General features: G+C 67.4%; 21 protein-coding genes. 6 read left to right on the top strand and 15 right to left on the bottom strand.

Features of this window, described 5'->3' with window-relative positions:
• Positions 1-2 precede the first annotated feature (2 nt).
• Positions 3-374, top strand: coding sequence for a hypothetical protein (locus IE224_RS07040; RefSeq protein ID WP_191309027.1), 372 nt, complete (start codon positions 3-5; stop codon positions 372-374).
• A 192-nt stretch (positions 375-566) separates the two neighbouring features.
• Here IE224_RS07040 and IE224_RS07045 read toward each other — a convergent pair whose 3' ends face one another.
• Positions 567-1,613 (bottom strand): endonuclease/exonuclease/phosphatase family protein, encoded by a 1,047-nt coding sequence (locus IE224_RS07045; RefSeq protein ID WP_191309029.1) that lies wholly within the window; start codon positions 1,611-1,613, stop codon positions 567-569.
• 39 nt (positions 1,614-1,652) lie between these two features.
• Complete coding sequence (locus tag IE224_RS07050) at positions 1,653-2,924, bottom strand: S8 family serine peptidase (RefSeq protein ID WP_191309031.1); 1,272 nt, start codon at positions 2,922-2,924, stop codon at positions 1,653-1,655.
• Positions 2,925-3,014: 90 nt separating this feature from the next.
• Here IE224_RS07050 and IE224_RS07055 point away from each other — a divergent pair, with 90 nt between their 5' ends.
• The 4 genes from IE224_RS07055 to IE224_RS07070 all read left to right on the top strand — a co-directional run bounded on the left by IE224_RS07055 (position 3,015) and on the right by IE224_RS07070 (position 7,008).
• The gene (locus IE224_RS07055; RefSeq protein WP_167623025.1) at positions 3,015-3,506 is read left to right on the top strand and encodes an RNA polymerase sigma factor; all 492 of its coding nucleotides are present in this window, start codon (positions 3,015-3,017) and stop codon (positions 3,504-3,506) included.
• 45 nt (positions 3,507-3,551) lie between these two features.
• A complete protein-coding gene (locus IE224_RS07060) occupies positions 3,552-4,268 on the top strand; it encodes a hypothetical protein (protein ID WP_191309033.1) in 717 nt (238 codons plus the stop codon).
• Positions 4,269-4,508: 240 nt separating this feature from the next.
• Positions 4,509-5,246 carry a calcium-binding protein gene (locus IE224_RS07065; RefSeq protein WP_191309034.1) on the top strand — a complete coding sequence of 246 codons (738 nt, stop codon included), beginning with the start codon at positions 4,509-4,511 and terminating at the stop codon, positions 5,244-5,246.
• A 175-nt stretch (positions 5,247-5,421) separates the two neighbouring features.
• Positions 5,422-7,008 carry an OpgD/OpgG family glucan biosynthesis protein gene (locus tag IE224_RS07070; protein WP_191309036.1) on the top strand — a complete coding sequence of 529 codons (1,587 nt, stop codon included), beginning with the start codon at positions 5,422-5,424 and terminating at the stop codon, positions 7,006-7,008.
• Between the two features lie 4 nt (positions 7,009-7,012).
• On the opposite strand, the gene IE224_RS07075 is transcribed toward IE224_RS07070, so the two are convergent.
• The 4 genes from IE224_RS07075 to IE224_RS07090 form a co-directional block, all read right to left on the bottom strand.
• Positions 7,013-7,678 carry a metal-binding protein ZinT gene (locus tag IE224_RS07075; protein ID WP_229849281.1) on the bottom strand — a complete coding sequence of 222 codons (666 nt, stop codon included), beginning with the start codon at positions 7,676-7,678 and terminating at the stop codon, positions 7,013-7,015.
• A 130-nt stretch (positions 7,679-7,808) separates the two neighbouring features.
• Entirely contained in the window at positions 7,809-9,320 is a 1,512-nt protein-coding gene (locus tag IE224_RS07080) for a malonate--CoA ligase (protein ID WP_191309040.1), read from the bottom strand.
• A complete protein-coding gene (locus IE224_RS07085; RefSeq protein ID WP_191309195.1) occupies positions 9,317-10,636 on the bottom strand; it encodes a malonyl-CoA decarboxylase in 1,320 nt (439 codons plus the stop codon). The genes IE224_RS07080 and IE224_RS07085 overlap by 4 nt, the downstream gene beginning before the upstream one ends.
• Before the next feature lie 88 nt (positions 10,637-10,724).
• Positions 10,725-12,107, bottom strand: a complete 1,383-nt coding sequence (locus tag IE224_RS07090) for an SLC13 family permease (RefSeq protein ID WP_167623032.1) — start codon at positions 12,105-12,107, stop codon at positions 10,725-10,727.
• Positions 12,108-12,270: 163 nt separating this feature from the next.
• Between IE224_RS07090 and IE224_RS07095 the strand changes: the two genes are divergently transcribed.
• Positions 12,271-12,930, top strand: coding sequence for a GntR family transcriptional regulator (locus IE224_RS07095; RefSeq protein WP_191309042.1), 660 nt, complete (start codon positions 12,271-12,273; stop codon positions 12,928-12,930).
• Positions 12,931-12,936: 6 nt separating this feature from the next.
• Here IE224_RS07095 and IE224_RS07100 read toward each other — a convergent pair whose 3' ends face one another.
• The 9 genes from IE224_RS07100 to mreC all read right to left on the bottom strand — a co-directional run bounded on the left by IE224_RS07100 (position 12,937) and on the right by mreC (position 24,096).
• On the bottom strand, positions 12,937-13,980 hold the full coding sequence (locus tag IE224_RS07100; protein ID WP_191309044.1) for an AbrB family transcriptional regulator: 1,044 nt from the start codon (positions 13,978-13,980) through the stop codon (positions 12,937-12,939).
• Between the two features lie 9 nt (positions 13,981-13,989).
• A complete protein-coding gene (locus IE224_RS07105) occupies positions 13,990-15,285 on the bottom strand; it encodes an MFS transporter (protein ID WP_167623035.1) in 1,296 nt (431 codons plus the stop codon).
• A 156-nt stretch (positions 15,286-15,441) separates the two neighbouring features.
• Positions 15,442-18,000, bottom strand: a complete 2,559-nt coding sequence (locus IE224_RS07110) for an HWE histidine kinase domain-containing protein (protein WP_191309046.1) — start codon at positions 17,998-18,000, stop codon at positions 15,442-15,444.
• A complete protein-coding gene (locus IE224_RS07115) occupies positions 17,997-18,524 on the bottom strand; it encodes a biliverdin-producing heme oxygenase (protein WP_191309048.1) in 528 nt (175 codons plus the stop codon). The genes IE224_RS07110 and IE224_RS07115 overlap by 4 nt, the downstream gene beginning before the upstream one ends.
• A 109-nt stretch (positions 18,525-18,633) precedes the next feature.
• Positions 18,634-19,560, bottom strand: coding sequence for a 2-hydroxyacid dehydrogenase (locus tag IE224_RS07120; protein ID WP_308434853.1), 927 nt, complete (start codon positions 19,558-19,560; stop codon positions 18,634-18,636).
• Complete coding sequence (gene rodA / locus IE224_RS07125; protein WP_191309050.1) at positions 19,557-20,696, bottom strand: rod shape-determining protein RodA; 1,140 nt, start codon at positions 20,694-20,696, stop codon at positions 19,557-19,559. Before rodA ends, IE224_RS07120 begins: the two co-directional genes overlap by 4 nt.
• Positions 20,697-20,699: 3 nt before the next feature.
• Positions 20,700-22,640, bottom strand: a complete 1,941-nt coding sequence (gene mrdA / locus IE224_RS07130) for a penicillin-binding protein 2 (protein ID WP_191309052.1) — start codon at positions 22,638-22,640, stop codon at positions 20,700-20,702.
• On the bottom strand, positions 22,640-23,164 hold the full coding sequence (locus IE224_RS07135) for a rod shape-determining protein MreD (RefSeq protein ID WP_167623040.1): 525 nt from the start codon (positions 23,162-23,164) through the stop codon (positions 22,640-22,642). Before IE224_RS07135 ends, mrdA begins: the two co-directional genes overlap by 1 nt.
• On the bottom strand, positions 23,161-24,096 hold the full coding sequence (gene mreC / locus IE224_RS07140; RefSeq protein WP_167623041.1) for a rod shape-determining protein MreC: 936 nt from the start codon (positions 24,094-24,096) through the stop codon (positions 23,161-23,163). The genes IE224_RS07135 and mreC overlap by 4 nt, the downstream gene beginning before the upstream one ends.
• Position 24,097 lies beyond the last annotated feature (1 nt).

Here is a 24,097-nt window from a genome sequence, read left to right on the forward strand (position 1 = left end):
CGATGAGCAGGCAAAGCGACAAGCTGGCGCAACTGGAACGCATTGCGCGCCTCAAGGCGGAACGAGAGTTGAAGCGGTTTGCGGCCTTCAACATTCACATGAAGCAGGCCCAAACCCATGCCGCCGCCATGCGCACCGCCCTGGACCAAAGCTATCGCAGCACCGCCCCCCTTTCGGTCGCCGAGGCGCGGATCGCCAATGCCCAGGCCGGCCGCAGCGCCCGTGAACTGCACCAGGCCGAAACCGAGCTTGCCCGGATGCAGCCCCGCTTCGAGGCCGCCCGGCGCGACGCCGCCCGCGAATTCGGCCGGGCCGAGGTGCTGCTGAACCTGTCAGCCCAAAGCCGCGCCGAGGAGAAGGCGCCGCGCTATTGAGTTATCGCAGGGGTTGGGGAGGTAGCCTCCTCCGGTGACAGGAACGCCGGGCCGGGAAAGCCGTCGACCCTGTCATCGTTCAGGCGTGTGTGGCGTCCTCACCCTCTCAAGGTGCTGCATCGGGCTTGGGCGAACCGGCGCTATCGATGCGGCAGGGTGGCGATTGCCTTTGGCCTGCCAGAGCGGCGCTGTTCACCGCCCCTGGCTCGCCGAAAGCGAATCCAACTCGATGTCCACCCAGACAAGCCGGTGGTTCGACGCGGCCTCGACCGCGGGTGCCAGCGGATCGCCTGGATCGGGCCAGAGGACGCCGCTGGCGGCGACAGCCAGATCCATGTCGGGAAGGACATAATCGACCCGCAGATTGCCCGGCCCGTTTGGATCAAAGACCGCTGTATCAAGGGCGGGGTCGCCCTTGTGCCCAGCATTGGCACCGGCCTGGTCGGGCTGGAACGCCCCACGAGGCTGCGGATCCTGCGCGTGATCCAGCAGCGCGGCCATCGCTTGCGCGCGCCCGTCGCCGTCCGCCAGATCCAGGTTGGGATTGCCCAGCAGCACGAAGGGCGCATCGGGCAGGTGGTGCAGCCAAAAGGCGGCCTCATCGTGGTTTCGGCGGCCGTTGCGATCCTCGGGGCCGTCGAAGACCGGGGGCGTGGCGGACCAGGCCAGCAGGTGCAGCGGCCCTGCATCGGTCATGACCGGCACGTCCCAATGCGCGGTCGAGGACAGGCGCTGCCCCCCGGGCGTGGCGGGCGGCATCAGCGCGCCGGGCAGGTCGTGCCACAGGGTCGCGGAATGATCGGTCGCCGGACCCAGCGGCAGGCGCGACAGGATCGCCATGGCGTTCTGCCCGCTGAACTGCCCGAAGCCCTGGGCGTCTTCGGCCCCTCCGGCCCGCCCGTCGCCATCCAGATCCAACCCCGTCTGCATCCCGCTGTTCGGACGGGCCGCGAACCGGTGCGGCATCGGATGGCCGGCATTGTCCAGCAGCGCGGCAAAGGCTGCAAGCGCCAGCCCGTCATGGTCCCAGTCGATCCCGGTCAGCAGGATCGCATCCGGTGCGGCCGCCGCGATCACCTGTGCCGCGGCCAGCACCTGGGGGTCGTCGCGGCGGATGTCGCGCAGCAGAAGGCCCGGCCCCGCGCGCGTCAGGCCGGGATCATAGGTGGCGATGCGCAGGGTCTCGGCCCCGGCAGGACCGGAAAGGCAAAGGCAGATCGTGCAGACAGGACGCCACATGGCGCAGGTGTGGCATGGCGCCCTGCGGCTGCCAAGCCCTCAGCAGGGGGGCGGCGGCGCCAGAAGGCCAAAGCCGAAGATCGCGTCGCGGCCGTCGGGCCCCAGGTCGCGGGCCCCGTCGCGCAGCATGTCGCGCAGCCGCGCCGCCGGAAGCGAGGGGTCGCGCTGCCAGATCAGCGCCGCCGCAGCCGTCACGAAGGGCGCGGCGTAGGAGGTGCCGGTCTTGGTCCGCGCCCCGCTGATCGAGGCCGCCGTCCAGACATTCACCCCTGGCGCGGCCAGATCGATATGGTCGCCCCGGTTCGCGCGGCGATAAACCTGGCCGCGCCGGTCCACCGCCGTCACCGCCAGCACCTGGTCATAGGCCGCCGGAAAGGCCGGCGCCGCGCGTGGCCCGCCATTGCCGGCGGCGGCGATCAGCAGGATGCCGTCTGCCGCCATCTCCTCGACCTGGCGGGCAAGGGCGTCGTTCGGCGGTCCCGCCAGCGACAAGTTGACGATGCGCACCTGTTGCGAGGCCAGGTAATCCAGGGCCTCGATCAGGCCGAAGGCATCGGCGCGCTGATCGCGGGCGACCTTCTGGAAGGCATCCACGGCGATCAGTTCGGCCCCCGGGACAAGGCCGGGGCTGCGGCTGTCGCGGTCGCCCACCAAAAGCGCGGCCACCGCCGTTCCATGCACCAGATCCGAAGGCGCGGCCCCGGTGTCGATCCGGTGGACCCGGATGCGGGCATCCGACAGCGCCGCGTGATCGGCGTTCAGCCCCGTATCGACCATGCCGATTCGCGGCAGCGTGGCGCAGCCCGCCAGCCCCGCGGGCCAGCCGATCATGTCGCGGGCAAGGCAATCGGCGCCCGTGCATGGCGTGCCCTGCCCTGCCTGCTCGCTGCGGTAGAAGTGGTTGAAATCGGCTTCTGCCGCGGCGGCCAGGGCACGGACGCGGTCGCGGGCCTGGTCCATGGTCAATGCCCCTGGCTTCAGAAGCCGGGTCAGGTTGCCGCCTTCGGACAATTCGCGTTGCTGCAGGATCTGGAACCCCTCGGCCTGGAGGGTGGCAAGGTCGGCTTCGGCCAGACCGCGCGCCAGGACCTCGTTCTCGGCCCGGGTGGGCAGGGGCGCAGGGGCGGCGGGACGCGCACGGCGGACCACCCGGTCGTCATCATCATCATCATCATCGTCGTCATCATCGTCATCGTCGTCGTCATCATCTGCCAGAGCGGTCGCGACCAGCGACCAGCCGTCGGCATGACGCTGCGGCTGGCCCGAAAGGACCAGCAGGGCGATCATCAGAAACAGCAGCGGGTTTGGCATCGTGGCCCCTTTGGACAGCTCGTTTCTGGACAATGACGCGACAGACCCGCAATTATTCCCCCGGTCGGGAAAAAGATCCAAGAGGGCGGCATGGACCCAGCATTCGGCGAGGCTTTGATCAGGCTCCTGCCCAATCTTCGCCGCTATGCGCTGTCGCTGGCCCGGCGGGCCGATCTGGCCGACGACCTGGTCCAGACCACGGTGGAACGCGCGATCCGGGCCGCAGGCAGCTATGATCCCGCAGCCCGGCTGGAGCCCTGGCTGTTCCGCATCACCCGCAATGCCTTTATCGACCTGACCCGCCGCCAGCGGACCGAGGGCGTGCAGGTCGATGTCTTTGACATGCCCGAGGCCCTGCCCGATGACGGCGACCGCGCGGTCGAGGCCCGGCTGATGCTGCAGGCCACCCAGCAGGCGATGAAGACCCTGCCCCCGGAACAGGCCGAGATCCTGCATCTGATCTGCATCGAGGAACTCAGCTATGCCGAGGCCGCCGAGGTGCTGGACATCCCCAAGGGCACGGTCATGAGCCGCCTGTCCCGCGCCAGGCTGGCCCTGGCCGAAAGGCTGGGAATAAAATGACGCCTAACCCGTATTCCAGGAACACCCGTTCGAAAGGAGCCGGCCTTGCAGATTGACGACGAAACCCTGATGGCCCTGGCGGACGGCGAACTGGATCAGGCCGAGGCCGCGCGCGTTTCCGCAGCCGTGGCCCGCGACCCCGAGGCCCAGGCCCGGCTGCGGCTGTTCACCGAAACACGGGCGCGGCTGAAGATCCTGGCCTCGGCCGCCCCGGCGCCTTCCGACAAGGACCTGATCGCCCGCATCCGCGCGGCCAGCAGCGCGGTGCAGGCCTCGGGCACCGTGGCCCCGACCGCGCCCCCCTTGTCCGCGACGCCGCCTGTGCCGGCCAATGCCAACCGCGCGCCCTGGGCTGCGCTTGCCGCAGCCGTGACCGCGGCGGTGGTGGGGCTTGCCTGGTGGCAGATGGGCGGCACCCCTGCAGGCCTGCCGGAGGCAGAGGTCGCGGCTCTGGACAGCCTGCCATCAGGCCAGGTGACCGAACTGGGGGACGGGCGCGACCTGACCATGATCGCATCCTATCGCACGGCAGAGGGGGCCTTTTGCCGTGAATATGAGACCGCGCAGGATGCCGGCCTGACGGTCAGCGTGGCCTGTCGGCAGGGCGATACATGGCAGCGGCAGTTTGCCAGCGACATGACTGCCACCGATGGCTATGTCCCCGCATCGGGCGACATTGCGGCGCTTGACGACTGGCTGGCCGAAACCGGTGCAGGCGACCCGCTGACCCCGGAAGACGAGGCCGCGGCCCTGGCCGACTAGGCCGCGCCCGTCGCCGTGTCCCGCCAAAGCCCCCGTCGCAGGGGGCTTTTTTCTGTCCGCCCCAAAAAAATGTCGTCGCGCCGGGAATAGGCCCGGGGCCACGCCCGTAACCCTTGCATCAGGCGGATGCGGGACAGTCCCCGGCCCCTGCCAAGAAACCCGGCACCAGCCGGGACGGGCGCGGCTGCCACGGGCGGGGCGGCGCGTCCTTCCGACACCGCCCTTGCAGGAGAAACGAAGATGGCGACCTATCGCGGAAATGACGGCGACAACCGTTACAACGGCACCAGCGTGGCCGACCTGATCTATGGCCGGTCGGGCGACGATACCCTGTCGGGCGGCGGCGGCAACGACACCATCGACGGCGGCGAAGGCAATGACGACATCCGCGGCGGCGCGGGTCACAACCGCCTGATCGGCGGCGAGGGCAACGACCGGATCTGGGCCGATGGCGGCAACGACATCATCAACGCAGGCGAGGGAAACGACACCGTCAACGCGGGCGCAGGCCACAACACCATTACCCTGGGCGAAGGCAACGATGTCACGGTCTCGCTGGGGGGCAACGACACGATCAGCGCGGGCGAAGGCAATGACCGCGTTCGTTCCGGCGGCGGCAACGACCGCCTGCTGGGCCACGAGGGCGACGACGTGCTGCTGGCCGAGGCGGGCAACGATTTCCTCAGCGGCGGCGAGGGCAATGACGTGCTGAACGGCGGTACTGGCAACGACACGCTGATCGGCGGCGAGGGGTCGGACCGCTTCGTCTTCAACGGCGGCACCGACCGCATCCGCGACTTCGAGAACGGCGATGACGAAATCGACCTGTCGTCCTTTGCCGGCTTCAACAGCTTTGCCAGCATCCGCGCTGCCGCCAGCCAGAGCGGCTCGGACGTCATCATCAAGGCGGGCGCCCATCGCCTTGTGATCGAGGATACGCGCCTGAACCAGCTGGACGGCGACGACTTCATCTGGTGATCGGCAAAACAGGCCAGGTGCCGGGCTGCATGTCGCGGCCCGGCACCTTTGGGTGCAAGGCTGCGACAGTGGCGGGCAATTCGGCGGCAAGGGACCGCCGAAGCAAAGGCCCGGCCTTGCATTCGCGCCGGAAGCGAACATGTGATGCCCGGAAATGTCAGCCATCCGGGTTTCCATGTTCAGCGACCGTTTCAGCCGCCGCCACCTGTTGCAAGCCGCCCTGGGCAGCGGGGCTTTCTTCCTGCTGCCGCATCTGGCCCGCGCTCAGGCCACGGCAACGGGCGAGGGTCAGCCTTTCTCGTTCGACCGGCTGCGGGACATGGCGCGCGACATGGCTGCCAAGCCCCATGTTCCGCCGCAGGTCGCGGACCCGGACATCCTGGACCAGGTGGATTACGACAACCATAACCAGGTCCGTTTTCGCGCCGACCGCAGCCTGTGGCGCGGCGAGGGCGAGCGGTCCCCGGTGCAGGCCTTCTTCCCCGGCATGTATTTCCGCAACCCGGTGCGCCTTCATACCGTCAGCGACGGAATCGCGACCGAGCTGCCCTTCTCGCTGGACCTGTTCGACATTCCCGAAGGCAATCCCGCGCGGCAGTTGACCCGCACCACGGGCTTTGCGGGCTTTCGCGTGCAGGACGCGCGGACCGAGGTGGACTGGATGGCCTTCCTGGGCGCGTCCTACTGGCGCACCTCGGGTTACAGCGGGCAGTTCGGGCTTTCGGCGCGCGGGCTTGCCATCGACACCGCCATCCCCGACGGTCCCGAGGAGTTTCCGCTGTTCACCCATTTCTGGCTGGAGCCCGCGGACAACGGCGACCTGACCACCTATGCGTTGCTGGACAGCCCGCGCGCGACCGGCGCCTATCGCATCGAATCGCGGCGCGGCGACGGCGTCAGCCAGGACATCAGCGCGACCGTCTTCCTGCGCGAGGCGGTGGACCGGCTGGGCATCGCGCCGCTGACCTCGATGTTCTGGTTCGGCAAGAACACGCCCCATGTCTCGCCCGACTGGCGGCCCGAGGTGCATGATTCAGACGGGCTGGAGATCCTTGCCGCCAATGGCGAACGGATCTGGCGGCCGCTGAACAACCCGCCCGGCACGATGGTGAACAGCTTCGCCTCGCCGGGGGTCAAGGGCTTCGGGCTGATGCAGCGGGAACGCGAATTCGCGCAATACCAGGACGACGGCGTCTTCTACGAACGCCGCGCCAGCGCCTGGATCACACCTCAGGGCGACTGGGGCGATGGCGCGGTGGTGCTGACCGAATTGCGCACGGATGACGAGATCCATGACAATATCGTGGCTTTCTGGCAGCCGGCCGAACCGACCGCCAAGGGCCAGAGCCACGACTTCGCCTATCGGCTGGACTGGGTGCGCGACAATCCGGCCGCCAGTCCCATCGGCCATTTCACCGCCACCCGCCTTGGCGCGGGCGGCGTTCCGGGCCAGCCGCGTCCCAAGGGCGTGGTCAAGGTCGTCTGCGACTTTGCGGGGCCAAACCTCGCCGGCCTGTCGCGCGAGGACGGGCTGACGATCAAGGTGACGACCGGGCAGGCGCAGGTGTCCAACACCGCCGTCTATCCGGTCGTGGGCACCGATTACTGGCGCACCCTGTTCGACCTGAGCTTTGCCGAGAACGATCAAGCCCCCATCGACCTGCGCGCCTATGTGGACCACAAGGGCATGGCCATGACGGAAACGCTGATCCTTCAACTGTTCCCGTCGCAGCTTCGCACGCTGCTGGCGCGCACCCACTGACGGGTCAGTGGGCCAGCATCTCGGCCAGCACGCCATCCTTGTCCAGCGAGGCCGGATAGAAGGTCGGCCAGTTCGTCACCTCCTCCAGCAGGGCCGCGCGGTCGTCGCCCCAATAAAGGTGGTAATGATCCGAGGCCTCCGGCGCGATGCGGTGGTCGCTAAACTGGATGAACTGCGGCGCAGCCTCGTCACCTTCGGTTTTCTGGAAGATGAAGCGAACGCCGCGATTGCCCTTGGCATAGGTCAGGATCTCGAACCCGTCCGAGGCATAGCGGCCCTGGACCGATTGGTCGCCGCGGTGGAAGGTGACCTGGTCGCCGTCGATGGTGATGCGGTTCACGTCGGTCTTGTAGCCGGTCTCGTAATAGGCGCGGTATTGCTCGGCGGTCTTGTCGCCCTTCTCGGCCTTGCGGGCCATGACCGGATCCAGCGTGCCGTCCGTCAGCAGCGGGTAAACCGACTGCCATTCGCCCTGCCAGTCCGACAAGGGTCGGTCCTGGACCTGCGCATCGTCGAAATAGCCGTCATGGACCGACTTGTCGGAAGGTGCGTGGTCATGGGCATGGTCATGGCCATGACCCTGGGCATGATCGTGGTCGTGGCTGTGGTCATGACTTTGCGCCAGAACCGGCGATCCTGCTGCCATTGCCACGGCCAAAACCGCCGCCATTGCTTGAAACCTTGCCATCCGTCATCTCCATAATTGATATGTTATTACGTTCGACTATCAGGAGGTGTCAGGCTGTTCAAGAACGAAAAAGGCGGGCCAAGGCCCGCCCCATCGTCCTGTCGGAACAGCTTCAGCGATAAAGATCGGCGAAACGGTCGCGCAGCAGGTTCTTCTGGACCTTGCCCATCGTGTTGCGCGGCAGTTCGTCCATAAACAGCACGCGCTTGGGCTGCTTGAACCGGGCAAGCCGCCCGTCAAGCGCCGCCAGAACATCCTTTTCGGAAATGGCGTCCGGCCCCGACGGCACGACAACCGCCGTCACGCCTTCGCCGAAATCGCCGTGCGGCAGGCCGATCACGGCGGATTCGACCACGCCGGGAAGAGCGTCGATCTCGGTCTCGATTTCCTTTGGATAGACGTTGAAGCCGCCGGTGATGATCAGATCCTTGCCGCGCCCGACAATGTGCAGATAGCCCCGGTCATCGAATTTCCCCAGGTCGCCGGTGATGAAAAAGCCGTTCGGGCGCAGCTCGGCCGCGGTCTTTTCCGGCATCTGCCAATAGCCCTTGAAGACATTGGGGCCGCGCACCTCGATCATGCCGATCTCGCCCCGGGGCAGTTCGGCGCCGGTCTCGGGATCGGTCACGATAATCTCGGTCCCCGGCAGGGGCATCCCCACGGTGCCCGCGATCCGGTCGCCGTCATAGGGGTTCGAGGCATTCATGTTCGTTTCCGTCATGCCGTATCGTTCCAGGATCGCGTGGCCGGTCCGGGCCTGCCAGTCGCGATGCGTTTCCGCCAGCAGCGGGGCGGACCCGGAAATGAACAGCCGCATATGCGCCGTGGTGGCGCGATCCAGCCGGTCGTCCTGCAGCAGCCGGACATAGAAGGTCGGCACGCCCATCAGCACGGTGGCGCGGTCCATCAGGCCCATGATCCGGTCCGGGTCGAATTTCGGCAGGAAGATCATGGATGCGCCGGAAAACAGCGTCACATTGGTCGCCACGAACAGGCCATGCGTGTGAAAGATCGGCAATGCGTGGATCAGCACATCGCTTGCGTCGTATCGCCATGCCTCGCGAAGGGCGTGGGTGTTCGACACCAGGTTGCCATGAGTCAGCATCGCCCCCTTCGACCGTCCCGTCGTCCCCGAGGTGTAAAGCAGCGCAGCCAGGTCGTCCGCATCGCGCGCGACGGTGGCGAAATCGACGGGCTGGCTTGCAACGGCATCGGTCAGGCTGCCCTGCCCGCCCGCGTCCAGCGTCAAGATCCGCGCCCCCGCGCTGCCCGCCCCCTTGGCAAGCGCATCCGCCCTTGCCGGGTCGCAGACAAGGACCGCGGGCGTCGCATCGCCGATGAAATAGTCCATCTCGGCAGGGGTATAGCCGGTGTTCAGCGGCAGGAAGACCGCCCCCGCCCTGACGGTCGCCAGATAAAGGATGATCGCTTCGACCGACTTTTCGACCTGGGCCGCCACCCGGTCGCCCGGTCCGACGCCCAGCGACACAAGCGTATTGGCCATCCGGCCGGTCCGCGCGACCAGGTCGCCATAGCTGATGCGTTCGCCCGCGGCCGTCTGGATCGCGGTGGCATCTGGATCGGCGATGCCGGATTGCAGGATGTCGAACAGGTTGGCGGTCATGGCATTTCCTTCATGGCGGTGGTCGCGGGCAGGTGACGGCGCACCGCGTCGGATGCCGCGATCTCGGTGCGTTCGGCAAAGGCCTCGTGATTGGCCTCGATCCGGTCGGGATCGTAAAGATAGTTCACCATCAGCCCGTGCGATTGCTTCAATCCATTGGCCGAGACATCGCCCAGGACGTTCAGCCGTTCAAGGCAGGCGCCGTTGCCCAGGTGGAAGCGGGCAACGGGATCGACCGCGCGGCCCTTGCCATCGCGGGCGCGCAGGAAATAGATCGCGGCGGCTGCCAACAAAGGCTCGCGCAGCGCCCGCGCCGCGTCCTTGTCCACATGCCAGCCGGGCTGGTCCAGCAGCGTCAGGGCTGCCAGCACCTCGGCCGGCAGCATCTTGCCCCCTTCCCGTTCGCGGGCCAGCCAGGCGGCGAAGCCGGGGACGGGCGACAGGGTCACGAAGGTCTGGATCTGGTGCAGTTCGGATTTCAGCTCCTCGACCACCTGCTTGATCAGGAAGTTGCCGAAGGACACCCCGGCCAGTCCCTTCTGCGTGTTCGAGATGGAATAGAAGACCGCGGTCGTGGCCTCGGCCGCGTCGATGGGCTTGCGGTCCAGGTCCAGCAGGGGGGCGACGGTGTCGGGGATCTCGCGGGTCAGGGCGACCTCGACGAAGATCAGGGGCTCGTCCACCAGTTGCGGATGGAAGAAGCCATAGCAGCGCCGGTCGGTCGGCTGCAGGCGGTTGCGCAGGTCGTCCCAGTTCTGAATGGCGTGGACGGCCTCGTAGCGGATGATCTTTTCCAGGATCGCAGCGGGCGTGTTCCAGTCGATATGGCGCAGCACCAGAAAGCCCCGGTTGAACCAGGACGCGAACAGATGCGCGAAATCGCTGTCCACCCGCCGCAGCGCCGGGCTGTCCTTGAGGTGGCGCAGCAGTTCCTCGCGCATCCGGACCAGGGCTGCGGTGCCGCCGGGGGCAAGGTTCAGGCGTCGGAACAGTTCCTGCCGGCGCGGTTCGGCCGCGACATGCAGCGCCTCGACCGCCTCGACCGATGCGGGATCGCGGGCGACGGCCTGCATGGCGCGGGACACGGCCTCGGGGTCGGGGCCGAAGCGGTCGGCGAGCGTTTCAAGGAATGCCAGCCGCCGGGCCTCGTCCGCCTCCTCTAAGGCGGCGACCAGGGCGCGGGCCAGGGCCACGCCCGAAGCCTCGCCCCGGCGGGACAGCAGCAACTCTCCCATGTCGGGCAGGCCGGGGGGCGCGGTCACCCGCCCCGCAGGATCGCGCCATCGCAGCAGGGCGCGGCCCCGGTCTGTCAGCATGTCGAACAGGTCGCCGAAGCGGGTCTGTCTGGGGGTCTGCACGATCCTTGTCACGGCACTCTCCTTTGCGGGATGTGTGCGGCCGGGATCAACCCGGCAGCACGACGAAGATCAGCCACAGCACCACGGGCGCCACGATCGTCACGATGGCACCATAGTTCAGCAGCTTGCGGAAGAAGGCCTGGCGGTCGATGCCATGCGCGTTGGCCAAGACCAGGGCGCCGTTGGTGGAAAACGGGCTGACATCCACGATGGTCGAGGCGACGGCCATCCCGGCAATGAAGCCGATCGCGCCGACGCCGCTTTCGCCCTGCAGGAAGGGCACCGCCAGCGGGATCAGCGACCCCAGCACCGCCGTGGATGATGCAAAGGCCGACACCACCGCGCCGATGAAGAACAGCATCAGGGCCGCCAGCAAAGGCGAGGCCATGCCCGCCACCGAATCGCCCACGAAGTCGATGGTGCCCATCGCCTGCAGCACCGCGACATAGGTGGACACGCCGGTGATCAGCATGATTTCCGGCCAGGCGACCTGTGCCATCGCACGCTTCTGCATGGTCGGGTTCCACAGCGCCAGGGCCAGGCCGATGGTCAGCGCCACGAAGCCGATGTCCAGGTTGAAGGCCAGGACCAGCACCGCCAGCAGCACAAGGCCCGCCAGCGTGAAGATCTGGTACGGCGTGCCGTCGGGTTCGCGCCCTTCCTCGACCTCGGCCACGAGGCGGTTGGAATCGCCGCCGCCCTCGCGGCTGACGCGCTTGGTCAGGGCCTGCGCCTCGCTGTCGCCGAAGATCTGCGGGCCGGTGGCGGCGCGGGCGATTTCCACATGGGGCACGTTGACGGGCTCGATGCCGTCCAGACGGGCGGACATCAGGCTGCGCCCACCCAGCACCATGAACAGGATGCCCGCCACCGCCGCGTTCACGAAGAAGCTGGCGGCGAAGGTGGTCATGGCCGACAGCGGCAGCCCGGCCTGCTGGACCACGCCATTGGTGATCCCGCCATAGATGCTGATGGGCGAGAATCCCCCGGCCTGCGCGCCATGGACCACCATCAGGCCCATCAGCAGCGGGCTGATGTGATAACGGAAGGCGAAGCCAAGCGCGATGGGCGCGACAATGGCGACCGCGCCGGGGCTGACCGCGCCCACCGCCGTCAGCAGGGCGGAAATGCCGAACATGATCCACGGGATCGCGGCAATGCGGCCCTTGACCGCGCGAACAGCCATGCGGACCAGCCAGTCGATGGTGCCGTTGTTCTGCGCCAGGGCGAACAGCCAGGTGATGCCCACCAGCGTCAGGAACAGCCCGCCCGGAAAGCCGTCGATGATCTCGCTGGTGGTCTGCGCCGCCAGAAGCGTGCCCACCAGGAAGGCGCCGACAAAGGCCAGGACGCCCATGTTGATGGGCCAGATGGTCGCGATCACGAACATCAGCACCAAGGCATAGATGGAAATCAGATGTGGTGTCATGCGGCTCTCCCCTTTTCCTGCATGAACGGCGTCGGGGATCCGCCTCCACACGAATCCTCCTCCCGCAAATGTTATACGCCCGAAAAGGGTTGATGTATATATCAGCGTTGACGATGGATGTTTGGGCAGGTTTCCGCTAGGCTGCGCCTGTGGAGGAGAATAAGTGACCAGCATCCCGAACACCTTGCGCATCCGCCGCGCCCTGGAAAATTCGATCGTCCGGGGCCGCTTCCTGCCCGGAACGCGGCTGGACCCCGAGGCCCTTGCGCAAGAGTTCGACTGCTCGCGCACCCCCATCCGCGAGGCGTTCCAGCAGCTTGAAGCCTCGGGGCTGGTCCGCGTAATGCCAAAGCGCGGCACCTTCGTCACCCACTGGTCGCCCGAGGAACTGGCCGAACGCTTCGAGGTCATGGCCGAGATCGAGGCAAGCTGCGGCCGCCTTGCCGCCCGCCGCATCAGCCATGCCGAGCTGGACATCTTCCACGAGGTCCATGAGGACTGCCGCCGCCTGGCCGAGGCGGGCGAGGTCGAGGCCTATTACGCGCGCAATTCGGAATTCCACCACTGCATCTATCGCGCCACCCACAACGCCTTCCTGACCCAGGAAGCCGCGCGTCTGCACGCGATGCTGCAACCTTACCGCCGGATGCAGTTGCAGGTCAGGAACCGCATGACCCGGTCCTTCGCGGAACATGACGCCATCGTCGCTGCAATCCGCGGCGGGGACGCCGAGGCCGCGGCGCGGGCGCTGCATGACCACGTGATCGTTCAGGGCGACCGTTTCCACGACCTGATCGCGGCCATGCGCCAGACGCTGGCCTGACGCCGCCTAAGGGCGCCGCCGCCGGATCAACGCAAACAGGATCGGCGCGCCGGTCAGGACCAGGATCACGCGGGCGATGTGATGGGCCACGACAAAGCCCAGGTCGGCCCCCGCGATCAGCGCCAGCATCGACATCTCGGCCTGTCCGCCCGGCATGAAGGCCAGGAAACCCTCGACCGGCGGGGCAAGGCCGGTCAGGGTGACGAACTCGGTCACGGCGCCTGCCAGCACCGCCAGGATCAGCACGAAGATCGCCCCGCCCGCGACGGTTTCGCGCAACTCGCGCAGCGTGACGCCCACGTAGCTGGTGCCGATGCCGATGCCGATCAGGAACTGCGCGGCCAGCAGCGCCTCGCGCGGGGGGCGCATGTGCAGGACGCCCGCCAGCGACAGCCCCGCCGCCACGATCAGCGGCCCCAGGATCGCCGCGCCGAACAGCCCGATCCGGGCCGCGGCCTTCCACCCGACAATGGCGGCCAAGGCCATCACCACAAGTTCGGTCCAGGGGATCTGGGCTGCCGGCTGGCCCACCGGATGGGTCAGTTCGACCCCGTAAAGCCAGACCAGAACCAGCGGCCCCACGATCATGATGACCAGCAGCCGCGTCACATGGACCAGCGACACCTGGCGGATATTGGCCCCGGCTTCCCCGGCGAATACGGTCATGTCGGCGGCCCCGCCCGGCATGGCGGCATAGAAGGCCGTCACCAGGTCGAACCCGCAGAAGCGGCGGAAGAACGGCACGCCGACCAGGCCGATGGCCGCGATGTAGAGGGGGATGATCGCGACGGAGGCCAGCATCGAGGGAAGCTGCGCCACAAGCGCCGGCGTGACCGAGGCGCCGATGGCCACGCCCAGCACCGACCGCGCCGCGACCGAGATCTGGCCCAGCCCCGCCAGCCGCACGCCCATCAGCGCCGCGACCAGCGAGGCCATCATCGGCCCGAACAGGAAGGGCAAGGGCAGGTGCAGCACCAGGAACAGCCCGACACCGACGATGCCGATCAGCACCGTCTGCGCTTGTTGCCTGAACGCCGCCCCCGCCGCCATGATCGTCCGTCAGACCTCGTCGCGGCCAGACGCAAGGATGCAGGCCAGCGTGATCACCGATGCCGCCAGCATGTAATAGCCTACATGCGCCAGGCCATAGCTTTGCTGCAGCCAGGTCGCGGCGTATGGCGCCAGCGAAGCCCCGAAGATCCCCGCGAAGTTGAAGGTGATCGACGACCCGGTATAGCGCACGCGCGTCGGGAAGGGCGCGGCCAGGGCTGCGCCGATCACGCCATAGGTCAGGCCCATCAGGAACATGCCGATGGTCACGAACAGGTAAAGGCTGCCCTCGCCCGCGCCCATCAGCGGCGCCAGGAAGAACGAGAAGATGCCGATCATGATCGTCACCACCACCAGGAACGGCCGGCGGCCCGTCGCATCGGCGATCTTGCCCGCGAAGGGGATCGCGATACCGAAGATGACCGAGCCATAGATCTGCATCAGCAGCGCGTCCATGAAGGCGACCTGACGCACCTTGACGTTGTAGGACAGAAGCCAGGCCGAGCAGATGTAGAACAGCACAAAGGTCACAAGCGCCACGAAGGTGCCCAGGAACAGGCTGCGCTTGTGGTTGCGGAACAGTTCCACGACCGGAACGGACACACGCTGGTCGTGCTTGACGGCCTCGGCAAATTCGGGGGTTTCGGTGATCGACAGCCGCACCCAGAGGCCCAGCACGATCAGGATGATAGAAGCCAGGAAGGGCAGCCGCCAGCCCCAGGCCAGCAGGTCGTCCTGGCTCATGAAATGCAGAAGCACCCAGAAGAAGCCCGACGACAGGAACAGCCCGACCGGGGCGCCAAGCTGCGGGAACATCCCGTACCAGCTTCGCTTGCCCTCGGGCGCGTTCTCGGTCGCCAGCAGGACCGCCCCGCCCCATTCGCCGCCCAGGCCGAAGCCCTGCCCGAACCGGCACAGCGCCAGCAGCGCGGGCGCCGCGACGCCGATCTGCGCATAGGTCGGCAGCAGGCCGATGATGACGGTGGAAATGCCCATCGTCAGCAGGGCCGCGACCAGCGTGGCCTTGCGCCCGATCCGGTCGCCGAAATGGCCGAAGACGATGGCGCCGAAGGGCCGGGCGAAGAAGGCGATCGAGAAGGTCGCAAAGGAGGCCAGCAGCGCCGTGGTCGCATCCGAGGCCGGGAAGAACAGGGTCGGGAAGACCAGCACTGCGGCCGTTGCATAGACATAGAAGTCGAAGAACTCGATCGTCGTGCCGATCAGGCTGGCCAGCAGCACGCGCGCCGGGGAATTGACGGGCGTGCCACGCGCCGCTGCGGGCGCCGAGATCGTCTGATCAGTCATGGTTTTTGATCCGCTTGTCAGGAAAAAGGAAACCCGCTTCGCGGATGAGGCGGGCCAGCGACCCGCGCTATCGCAAAAACTGCGCAAAGAGAATGCCGGAGGCACCGGAAATTGCGCGCGCATACCGGCTTTGACCCCAGGGATTACCGGCGCGGCTTATCGTGCCTTGGCCTCGGCCTCGGCCAGTTTCTGCATGATGTCAGCGATCTGATAAGGCTTGCTGACGATGGGGGTGTCGGCAAAACCGTCGGGCAGGGTCATTCCCGCCCCATAGCCGGTCGCGAAGACGAAGGGGATGGCGCGGGCACGCAGGGCCTCGGCCACGGGCAGCGAATCGCCCTCGGCCAGGTTGACGTCCAGCACGGCAAGGTCGGGCGGATCGCTGGCGATCAGCGCAAGGGCGGTGACAACGGCGCCGGCCCGGCCGGTGACGTGCAAGCCTTCATCCTCAAGCTCGGCCTCAAGGGCCATGGCAATCAGGGCCTGGTCCTCGACCAGCAGAACCCGGCGACCGGCCAGCGGATTGGTTTGGGCCGGGGCAAGCGACCTTGCGCTGATGGCCGGGGCCGCCTCTGACAGGCGGATGAAATCGCCGGGCAGCATGAAGGCTGCCTCGATCCCCATGGGGCGATAGGTCACGCGGCTTTCCCCGCCCAGGTCGAAGGGCAGCGACTGTTCGATCAGGGCCGAGCCGAAGCCCGACCGCCGCGGCGGTGTCAGGCCGTGCAGCCCGTCCTCGGTCCAGCGGATCTGGCAGTGGCCGTCGGTGTCCAGATGCCATTCGACCGCCAGCCGACCGCCCGGCCGCGACAGGGCACCATACTTGGCCGCGTTTGTCGCCATCTCGTGAAAGATCAGCGCCATGACCGAGAATGCGCGGGCGTCCAGCGTCACGGCAGGGCCTTCCAGGCGGATGGGCTTGCCGTCGCCTGCATAGGGCCCAAGCTCGGCCCCCAGCAGGTCGCCCAAGAGCCCGCCCTGGTCGTCGCGGATCACCTGGTCATGGGCATAGGCCAGGGCCTGGATGCGCCCGCGCAGGGCATTGGCGTAATCGGCCAGCGTTTCGCCGTCCTTGGGCTTGCGGCTGACCAGCGACTGGATGACGGCCAGGATGTTCTTGATGCGGTGGTTCAGTTCCTGGTTCAGCACCCGCTGGCGGACGGCGGCGCGGCTGCGTTCATCGGCCAGCAGTTCGTTGTTGAACAACAGAACCTCGACCACGGCGATGCGCAGCGCCTCGGCGAAGCGGCGGTCGCCTTCGGACCAGGGATGGCTTTTGCCGCGAACGGTTTCCTTCCAGATCGCAAAACTTTTGCGGGGTGTCAGCCGGTCGCCGAACTTGCCCGTGGCATAGGTCTTGTTCGGATCGCCCGCCCAGTCCAGCGTCTGAACGGCCTCCTTGCGGAAATAGAACAGGAAATCGCGCGGCCGCCGGGACAGCGGGACGATCATCACCCCGGCGACCTTGTCCGTCAGGCCGCCCGCCAGGGGCAGCAGGTCAGCAAGGCCATCGGTGCAGAAGACCTGCCCGTCGGACAGGCCCTCGGCCAGGGCCATGATGGGCGCGGCCTCGAACTCGGCCGGGGCATGTCCCAGCCCGGTCCAGCAACCGTCCAGCCACATGGCGATGCCGTCGGCCTCGATCAGCCCTGCCAGTTCTGGCAGGCGTTCCCGAAGGGCGGCACCCGCATCCTCGTCCTTGCGGGCATCGACCATCAGGTCGTCAAGCGCACGCCGGGCGGCCATTTCCGCCTCGCGGGTCTGGCGGCGGGTCAGCGCGTCCAGGTGCATCGAGAAGAACTCGCCCACCATCTCGGCCGCCGCGCGGTCCGCCATCGTCAGGACCTTGGGCGCATAATGGTGGCAGGCGATCAGCCCCCACAGTGCGCCGTCGATGATGATCGACACCGACATCGAGGCCGCGACCCCCATGTTGCGCAGGTATTCGCAATGGATGGGCGAGACGCTGCGCAGATGCGCATAGGACAGGTCCAGAGGATCGACCCCGTCGCCCTGCGCCAGGATCGGCACCGGCACGAACGAGGCGTCGCCGATCACGCGGATCGGATTGCGCAGGTAAAGGGCGCGGGCCTGCTGGGGAATGTCGCCGGCGGGAAAATACTGGCCGCGGAAGCTTTCCTGTTCGTCCAGCTTGGCCTCGGCCACGACCTTGCCTGCCCCATCCTCGCCCAGCTGATAGATCATCACCCGGTCATAGCCCAACTGGGCCTGGGCCAGCATCGCGGCCTGGGCGATCAGCGTTTCCACGTCATCCGTCGCGCGCAGGCGTTCGATGACGGTGCGCGACAGGCTGATGATGGTGCCGACGCGGTCCGAGGCGGGCTCAAACTCGATGATCGTGTGGCCCTTGAAGCGGTGGATGGTGGCATCGAACCCGCGGCCGTTGACTTCGACCCCGAAGACCAGGGCCGGGCGCGGCTTGTTGCCGGACACCGCCAAGGCGTTCAGCAGCCGATGCGCGGTTTCGGCCTCGATGACCTCGGTCAGCCGCTGACCCAGCGGATGGCCGGGCAAGCCCAGCATCTCGACAGCATTGTCCGAGCAATAAAGAACGGTCCGGGCCGAATTGTCGCAGGCCAGCAGGCAGCCATGCGGCTGGATGCTGCCGGGGATGTGGATCGGCTCACGATCGCAATTCGTCAGGTCGATCGACTTGCCGACCAATGATGCGTCAAAGGCAGCATTTTCGTTCATGCCGCAGCTTTCACGCCATATGCACTTAGTGCAAGTCCAAACACGTCGCGTGCGCCGTCTACGGCCTGGGACTGGGGAACATCTGCGTGTTCCAGCCAGTCCAGGAACCGCCGCCAACGATCCGGTTGGGCCGTCTGCGCGGCCAGGTGACGCGCGCCGAAGCTGGCGGTAAAGCCCTGGTCCGCCGCGCGCCGCGCCAGCAGCCGCGCCCCCAGGGCGGAACCTTCCAGGACATAGCAGGCGGCCGCCTGCGCCGCGCGCCCCTCAAGCGCGGGGGCCGCGGGAAGCGCGGGACGGGGCTGGTCCAGGTCGGCCATGTCCTGTTCCAGCAACCGGGAAAGGCGCTGCACCTGCCAGGCCCCGTCCGTCAGCCTGGGCTCAAGAGCGGCGCGAAAGCGATAGCTGCCGGTCAGGAAGCCGCGATAGGCGCCGGCATCAGCAAAGACGCCGATCGCCTGGTCAAGGCGATCGTGCAGATCTCGCGTTTCCGACATCAGAACGCGACGCAGTGAGCCGTCTTTCATGAATGCGCGCCAAGTTACGACTCGATTTCGCCCAGACATAGCGGCCCCGCCGGAAGGCCCGCAAGGGCTGATGACGTCGGATTGCGCCAAGGAACCTTGCGATTCCGCACTAATAGCCCCGTTCCCGGTCAACGAGGTAGAGAACCGGCCGGTTCCCCATCGCGCGGCGCAGGTTCTCGACCGCGACGGGGGCCGCGGTTTCGGGCCGCGTCTCGGCTGCGATATGGGGCGTGACCGTAACACGGGGATGGGACCAGAAGGGGTGGGCCGGGGGCAGCGGCTCGGTCCGGAAGACGTCCAGCACCGCATGGCCCAGATGGCTGCTGTCCAGCAGCGCCAGAAGCGCCTGGTCGTCCAGCACCGTTCCGCGCCCCGGATTGATGAGCCATGCCCCCTTCGGCAGCCGCGACAGCCGCCGCGCATCCAGAAGGTTCCGGGTTCCGGGCGTGTCGGGCAGCAGCGAGATCAGGATTTCGGCCTGTGCAAGGGCCTGGTCCAGGCCGTCCGGACCAAAGACCTGCACCCCCGGAACCGGCCGCCCCGACGCGCTGAACCCGGCCAGCCGGAAGCCGATGCCGCCCAGCATGGCCGCGACGGCACGGCCCAACTCGCCCATGCCCAGGATCGTCACCTGCCGGTCCCCTGCCAGCGGCGGCGTCAGGCCATGTCGCCACACCCCGTCCTGGGCATAGCCGTCCATGCCCAGATGTGCCCGCAAGGCCCAGCCGGTGCAGTATTCCGCCATGCCCCGCGCCAGGCCGGGATCGACCATCCGCGCCAGGGGCTGGGTCAGCGTGGGGTTCGTCACGATGCGTTCGACCCCGGCCCAGAGGCTTTGCACCAGGCGCGCGTTCACGAAGGGCGACAGATCCTCGACCGGGCCGCCGGGGGCATAGAGGATCGCGTCGATCCCGGCCGGATCGGCGGCGGCGTCCTCGGCGCGGACCAGCACCATCTCGGGGGCAAGGCGGGCCAGGACAGGCGACCATTCCGGCCACAGCCCGTCGCGGGCGGCGAACAGGACGCGCATCCTCATCGCGGCCTGTGGACATGGGCGGATTGCACCAGCCCGAAACCCAGCAGCAGGATCATCAGCGAGGTGCCCCCATAGCTGACCAGCGGCAGGGGCGACCCCTTGGCGGGCAGCATCCCCATCACGGTCGCCATGTTGATCGCGAAATACAGAAAGAACGTCCCGCTGATGCCCACGGTGATCAGGGACGCGAAGCGGTCGCGGTTCGACAGCGCCGAGTAAAGGCAGAAGCCGATGATCAGCGTGTAAAGCGCCAGCAGGGACATCGCGCCGATAAAGCCGAACTCCTCGGCCAGGACGGTGAAGATGAAGTCGGTGTGCTTTTCGGGCAGGAAATTCAGCCGCGACTGGGTGCCCTGCATGAAGCCGCGGCCCGACCAGCCGCCCGAACCCAGGGCGATCTGGCTCTGGATGATGTTGTAGCCCGCGCCCAGGGGATCGGCGGTCGGGTCCAGGAAGGTGTCGATGCGCCGGAACTGGTAATCCTTGAGCAACTGCCAGTCCGTGCCGCGGCTTTCCAGCACCGCCGCGACCAGCCCCACGGCCGCCGCGATCACCACGCCGAAATACCACAAGGACACGCCAGCCGCGAACATCACGATGCCGCCCCCGGCCACCAGCATGATCGAGGTGCCCAGGTCCGGCTGGATCAGCACCAGCCCCGTGGGCGCCAGGATCAGCACAACCGGGATCAGCACCCACAAGGGCCGCGACACCCGCCGCGCGGGCAGCCAGTCGTAATAGGCCGCCAGCAGAAGCACGAGCGAAATCTTCATCAGCTCGGACGGTTGCAGGCGGATCGGGCCGATGTCGATCCAGCGTTGCGCGCCCATCCCGATCTCGCCCACCAGTTCCACCGCGATCAGCAAAAGGAAGCAGCAGACATAGGCGGGAACGGAGATCCCCCGCCAGAACCACATCGGCACGAAGGCCAGGGCGATGATGATGACCATGCCGGCGGCAAAGCGGTACATCTGCGGCTCGGCCCAGGTATCCACCCGGCCCCCGGCGACCGAGACCAGCATCAGGAAGCCGATCGAGGCCACGGCCGCGATCAGGAAGACCAGCGGCCAGTTCAGATACAGGATCTTGCGGATGCCGGTCGGGGTCTGGGCGACCTTGTAGTCGAGGTAAGACATCGCTCAGGCCCGCGTCAGCCGGGGCGCTTCGGGCGTGAACAGGCGCATGGCGTTGTGGCGTTCCTCCATCGCCTCCTGCTGGTCGCCGGGCACGGCATCCAGGGGCGGCAGCCCGTCCGCCAGGGCGAACAGCAGGATGTCGCGGGCGATGGGCGCGGCCACCGCCGATCCGCCGCCGCCATGTTCCACCACGACCGACACCGCATAGCGCGGCGCCTGATAGGGCGCATAGCAGACGAACAGCGCATGGTCGCGCCGGTTCCAGGGCAATTGGTCGTTCGACACCACCCCCCGCGCCCGTTCGGCCGCGGTGATGTTGCGGACCTGGCTGGTACCGGTCTTGCCTGCCATGCGCCAATCCTCGCGCACGATGCGCGACCGCCGCGCCGTGCCGGTGGCCGAGTTCATCACCTCGTCCATGCCCAGCCGGGCCACGCGCAGGAAGGCCGGGTTCAGGCCCAGATCCGGGAAATCCTCCGCCGGCTGGGGCACGCCGTCGATCGCGCGGACCAGCCGGGGCTTCACCTCCAGCCCCGTGGCCAGCCGCGCGGTCATCACCGCCAGTTGCAAGGGCGAAGCGAGCACGTAGCCCTGCCCGATCGAGGCGTTCAGGCTGTCGCCCACCTGCCAGGACTGGCCATAGCGGGCCTGCTTCCAGGCGCGATCCGGGGCGATGCCTTCGGCCACGGCGGACATGGGCAGGTCGTGGCGCTGCCCCAGGCCCAGTCTGCGGGCCATCGCGGCGATCCGGTCGATGCCGACCTTCTGGGCCAGTTCGTAATAATACACGTCGCAACTGTGCGACAGGCTGGTGACGGCATCGACGCTGCCATGCCCGCCCCTGCTCCAGCAATGGAAGCGGCGGCCGCCCACCTCGGTATGGCCGGGGCAGTAGAAGCGAGAGCCCGCGTTGATGACCCCGGCCTCCAGGCCGGCCAGCAGGGTGACCATCTTGAAGGTCGATCCCGGTGGATAGACGCCCTGCACGGTCTTGTCGGCCAGCGGGCGGTGGTCGTGGTTCATCAGCGCCTTGTAGTCGGGCGAGGAAATCCCCCGCACGAACTTGTTCGGATCGAAGGAGGGCGACGAGCAGATGGTCAGGATGTCGCCCGTCTGCACGTCGATCACCACGGCGGCGGCGCTTTCGGTGCCCATGCGCTGCGCGGCATAGTTCTGAAGCCTGGCATCCAGCGACATCTGCACGGTCGCGCCCTGCTCGCCCTCCTGCCGGGACAGTTGCCGCATCTCGCGCCCGGCGCTGTTCACCTCGACCCGGCGCTGACCGGCCTTGCCGCGCAGATGCTCCTCCATCCGCGCCTCGAAGCCGACCTTGCCCAACTGGAACTCGGGCAGCATCAGCACGGGATCGGGATCCTCGATCTTGGACAGGTCGTAATCGGAAACCGGCCCCACATAGCCCAGCACATGCGCCATGTCCCCCGCCCGAGGATAGACGCGCGACAGGCCCGATTCCGGCGTTACGCCCGCAAGCGAGGGCGCGTTCACGGCGATGGAACTGAACTGTTCCCATGTCAGCCGGTCGGCCAGCACGATGGGCGTGATCGCGCTGCGCTTGGCGAATTCGTCCAGAAGTTCGGCCATGCGGGCGTCGCTGATGGGGATCAGCCGGGCCAGGCGCCGCAAGACGGGTTCCACGTCGCCGCCCGCCTCCTCTCGCGTCAGGGTGACGCGGTAATTCTGTTCGTTGCCGGCGATGACGATGCCGTTGCGGTCGTGGATCAGGCCCCGCGCTGGCACCAACAGGCGAATCTTGATGGAATTGCCGTCGGCCAGCATCCGATACTGCTCGGCATGTTCGACCTGCATCGACCTCAGCTTCAGCGCCAGGGTCGTGACCACGCCCAACTGGATGCCCGCCAGCATCAGTCCGCGACGGGTGATGCTGCGGCCGGCGGCATCGGCGGGATTGACGGGCTTGGTCATCAGGCGAACCTCATCTGCTCGGCCTCGACGGGGGTGATGCGGCGCAATCCGAACAACAGCCGCGCCGCCAGCACGACAAGCGGATAGGCCGCGACCGTGGCGATGAAATGCAGGATCGCCTGACCCAAAGCCGGAATCGGCAACATGAACAGCACCTGTATGATCCGATAGCCCAGCATCATCATCCCGATCAGGGCGGCTGTGCGCAGCCATTCAACCATGAATGGCTGATCGCGCCAACGGTTCTCACGCAAGCGTGCGGCCTCGGTCCCGACCAGGACGATGGCGGGCCAGAGTCCCAGGGGATGGAACAGGATGATGTCCTGAAAGGCGAAGGCCAGGGCGATCACCGGCGCGGCCAGTTGGTCGGGGCGACGCAGCACCCAAGCCAGGGCCAGGCACAGCGCGACATCCGGGCCGGGCAGCCGCGCGGCCCCTGCCGACAGGGGCAGAAGGCGCAGGAACAGCAGCACCGCCATGGCGAGGCAGAACAGCACCGTGCCGATCAGCACCGGCCGTTTCATTCGGTGCCCGTCGCCAGCGGGTCCGAGCCCGCCGCCGCCTCGACCGGGGAACTGGGCACCTGCGGGCCGATGAAGCCGCGGTCGCCCGGCGTGATGACCGCGCCGCTGTCCACCACGGTTTCCGCCGGATGGGACCGAAGGACGCGCAGGAACTCCAGCCGGCCGTAATCGGCGGCCGGGCGCAGACGCATCCGCCCGTCGCTCCCCTGCACGACCTGCCCCGCCAGAAGGCCGGGTGGGAAAACCCCGCCATCGCCCGAGGTGACGACCCGGTCGCCCGGCCGCACATTGTCCGGCGTCTCGATGAAGTCGAGGATCGGCAGCGGGGTGTTGTCGCCGGTCAGCAGCGCCCGTTCGCCCGAAGGCTGGACCGCGACCGGGATGCGCGACGACGGATCGGTCAGCAGCACCACGCGGCTGGTCCGCTTGCCCACGCCGGAAATGCGGCCCACAAGGCCCAGCCCATCCATCGTGGCCCAGCCCTCGACAATGCCGTCGTCGGCGCCGACATTCAGCAGCACCGACTGGCGGAAGGCCGATCCGCTGTCCACCATCACCATGCCCGTGACGCTGGTCAGCGCGGGGTCGATGCGGACATTGTTCAGCGCCATCAGCTTGGAGTTTTCCTGTTCAAGCTGGACCGCGGCTTCCTTCCAGGCCTGCATTGCCTGCAATTCGCGGCGCAGTTCCTGGTTCTGCTGATAGATCCGGGCATAGGACTGGAACCCGCCGATCATCTGGCTGACCTGCGTGACCGGGGCCAGCGCCCATTCGAAGCCGGGCACCACCCGGTCGATGATCGCGATGCGCATCGCCTCGGCGCGCGGGCTGTCGATGCGCCAGAACAGGAACAGCGCGATCAGGACAAGCGCCATCAGCGCGATCAGGACGCGCCGGACGGGTGTGGTGAAATCTGGTCCCTTGCGTGCCATT

It is taken from the genome of Paracoccus aerius, assembly GCF_014656455.1.
Lineage (GTDB): Bacteria > Pseudomonadota > Alphaproteobacteria > Rhodobacterales > Rhodobacteraceae > Paracoccus > Paracoccus aerius.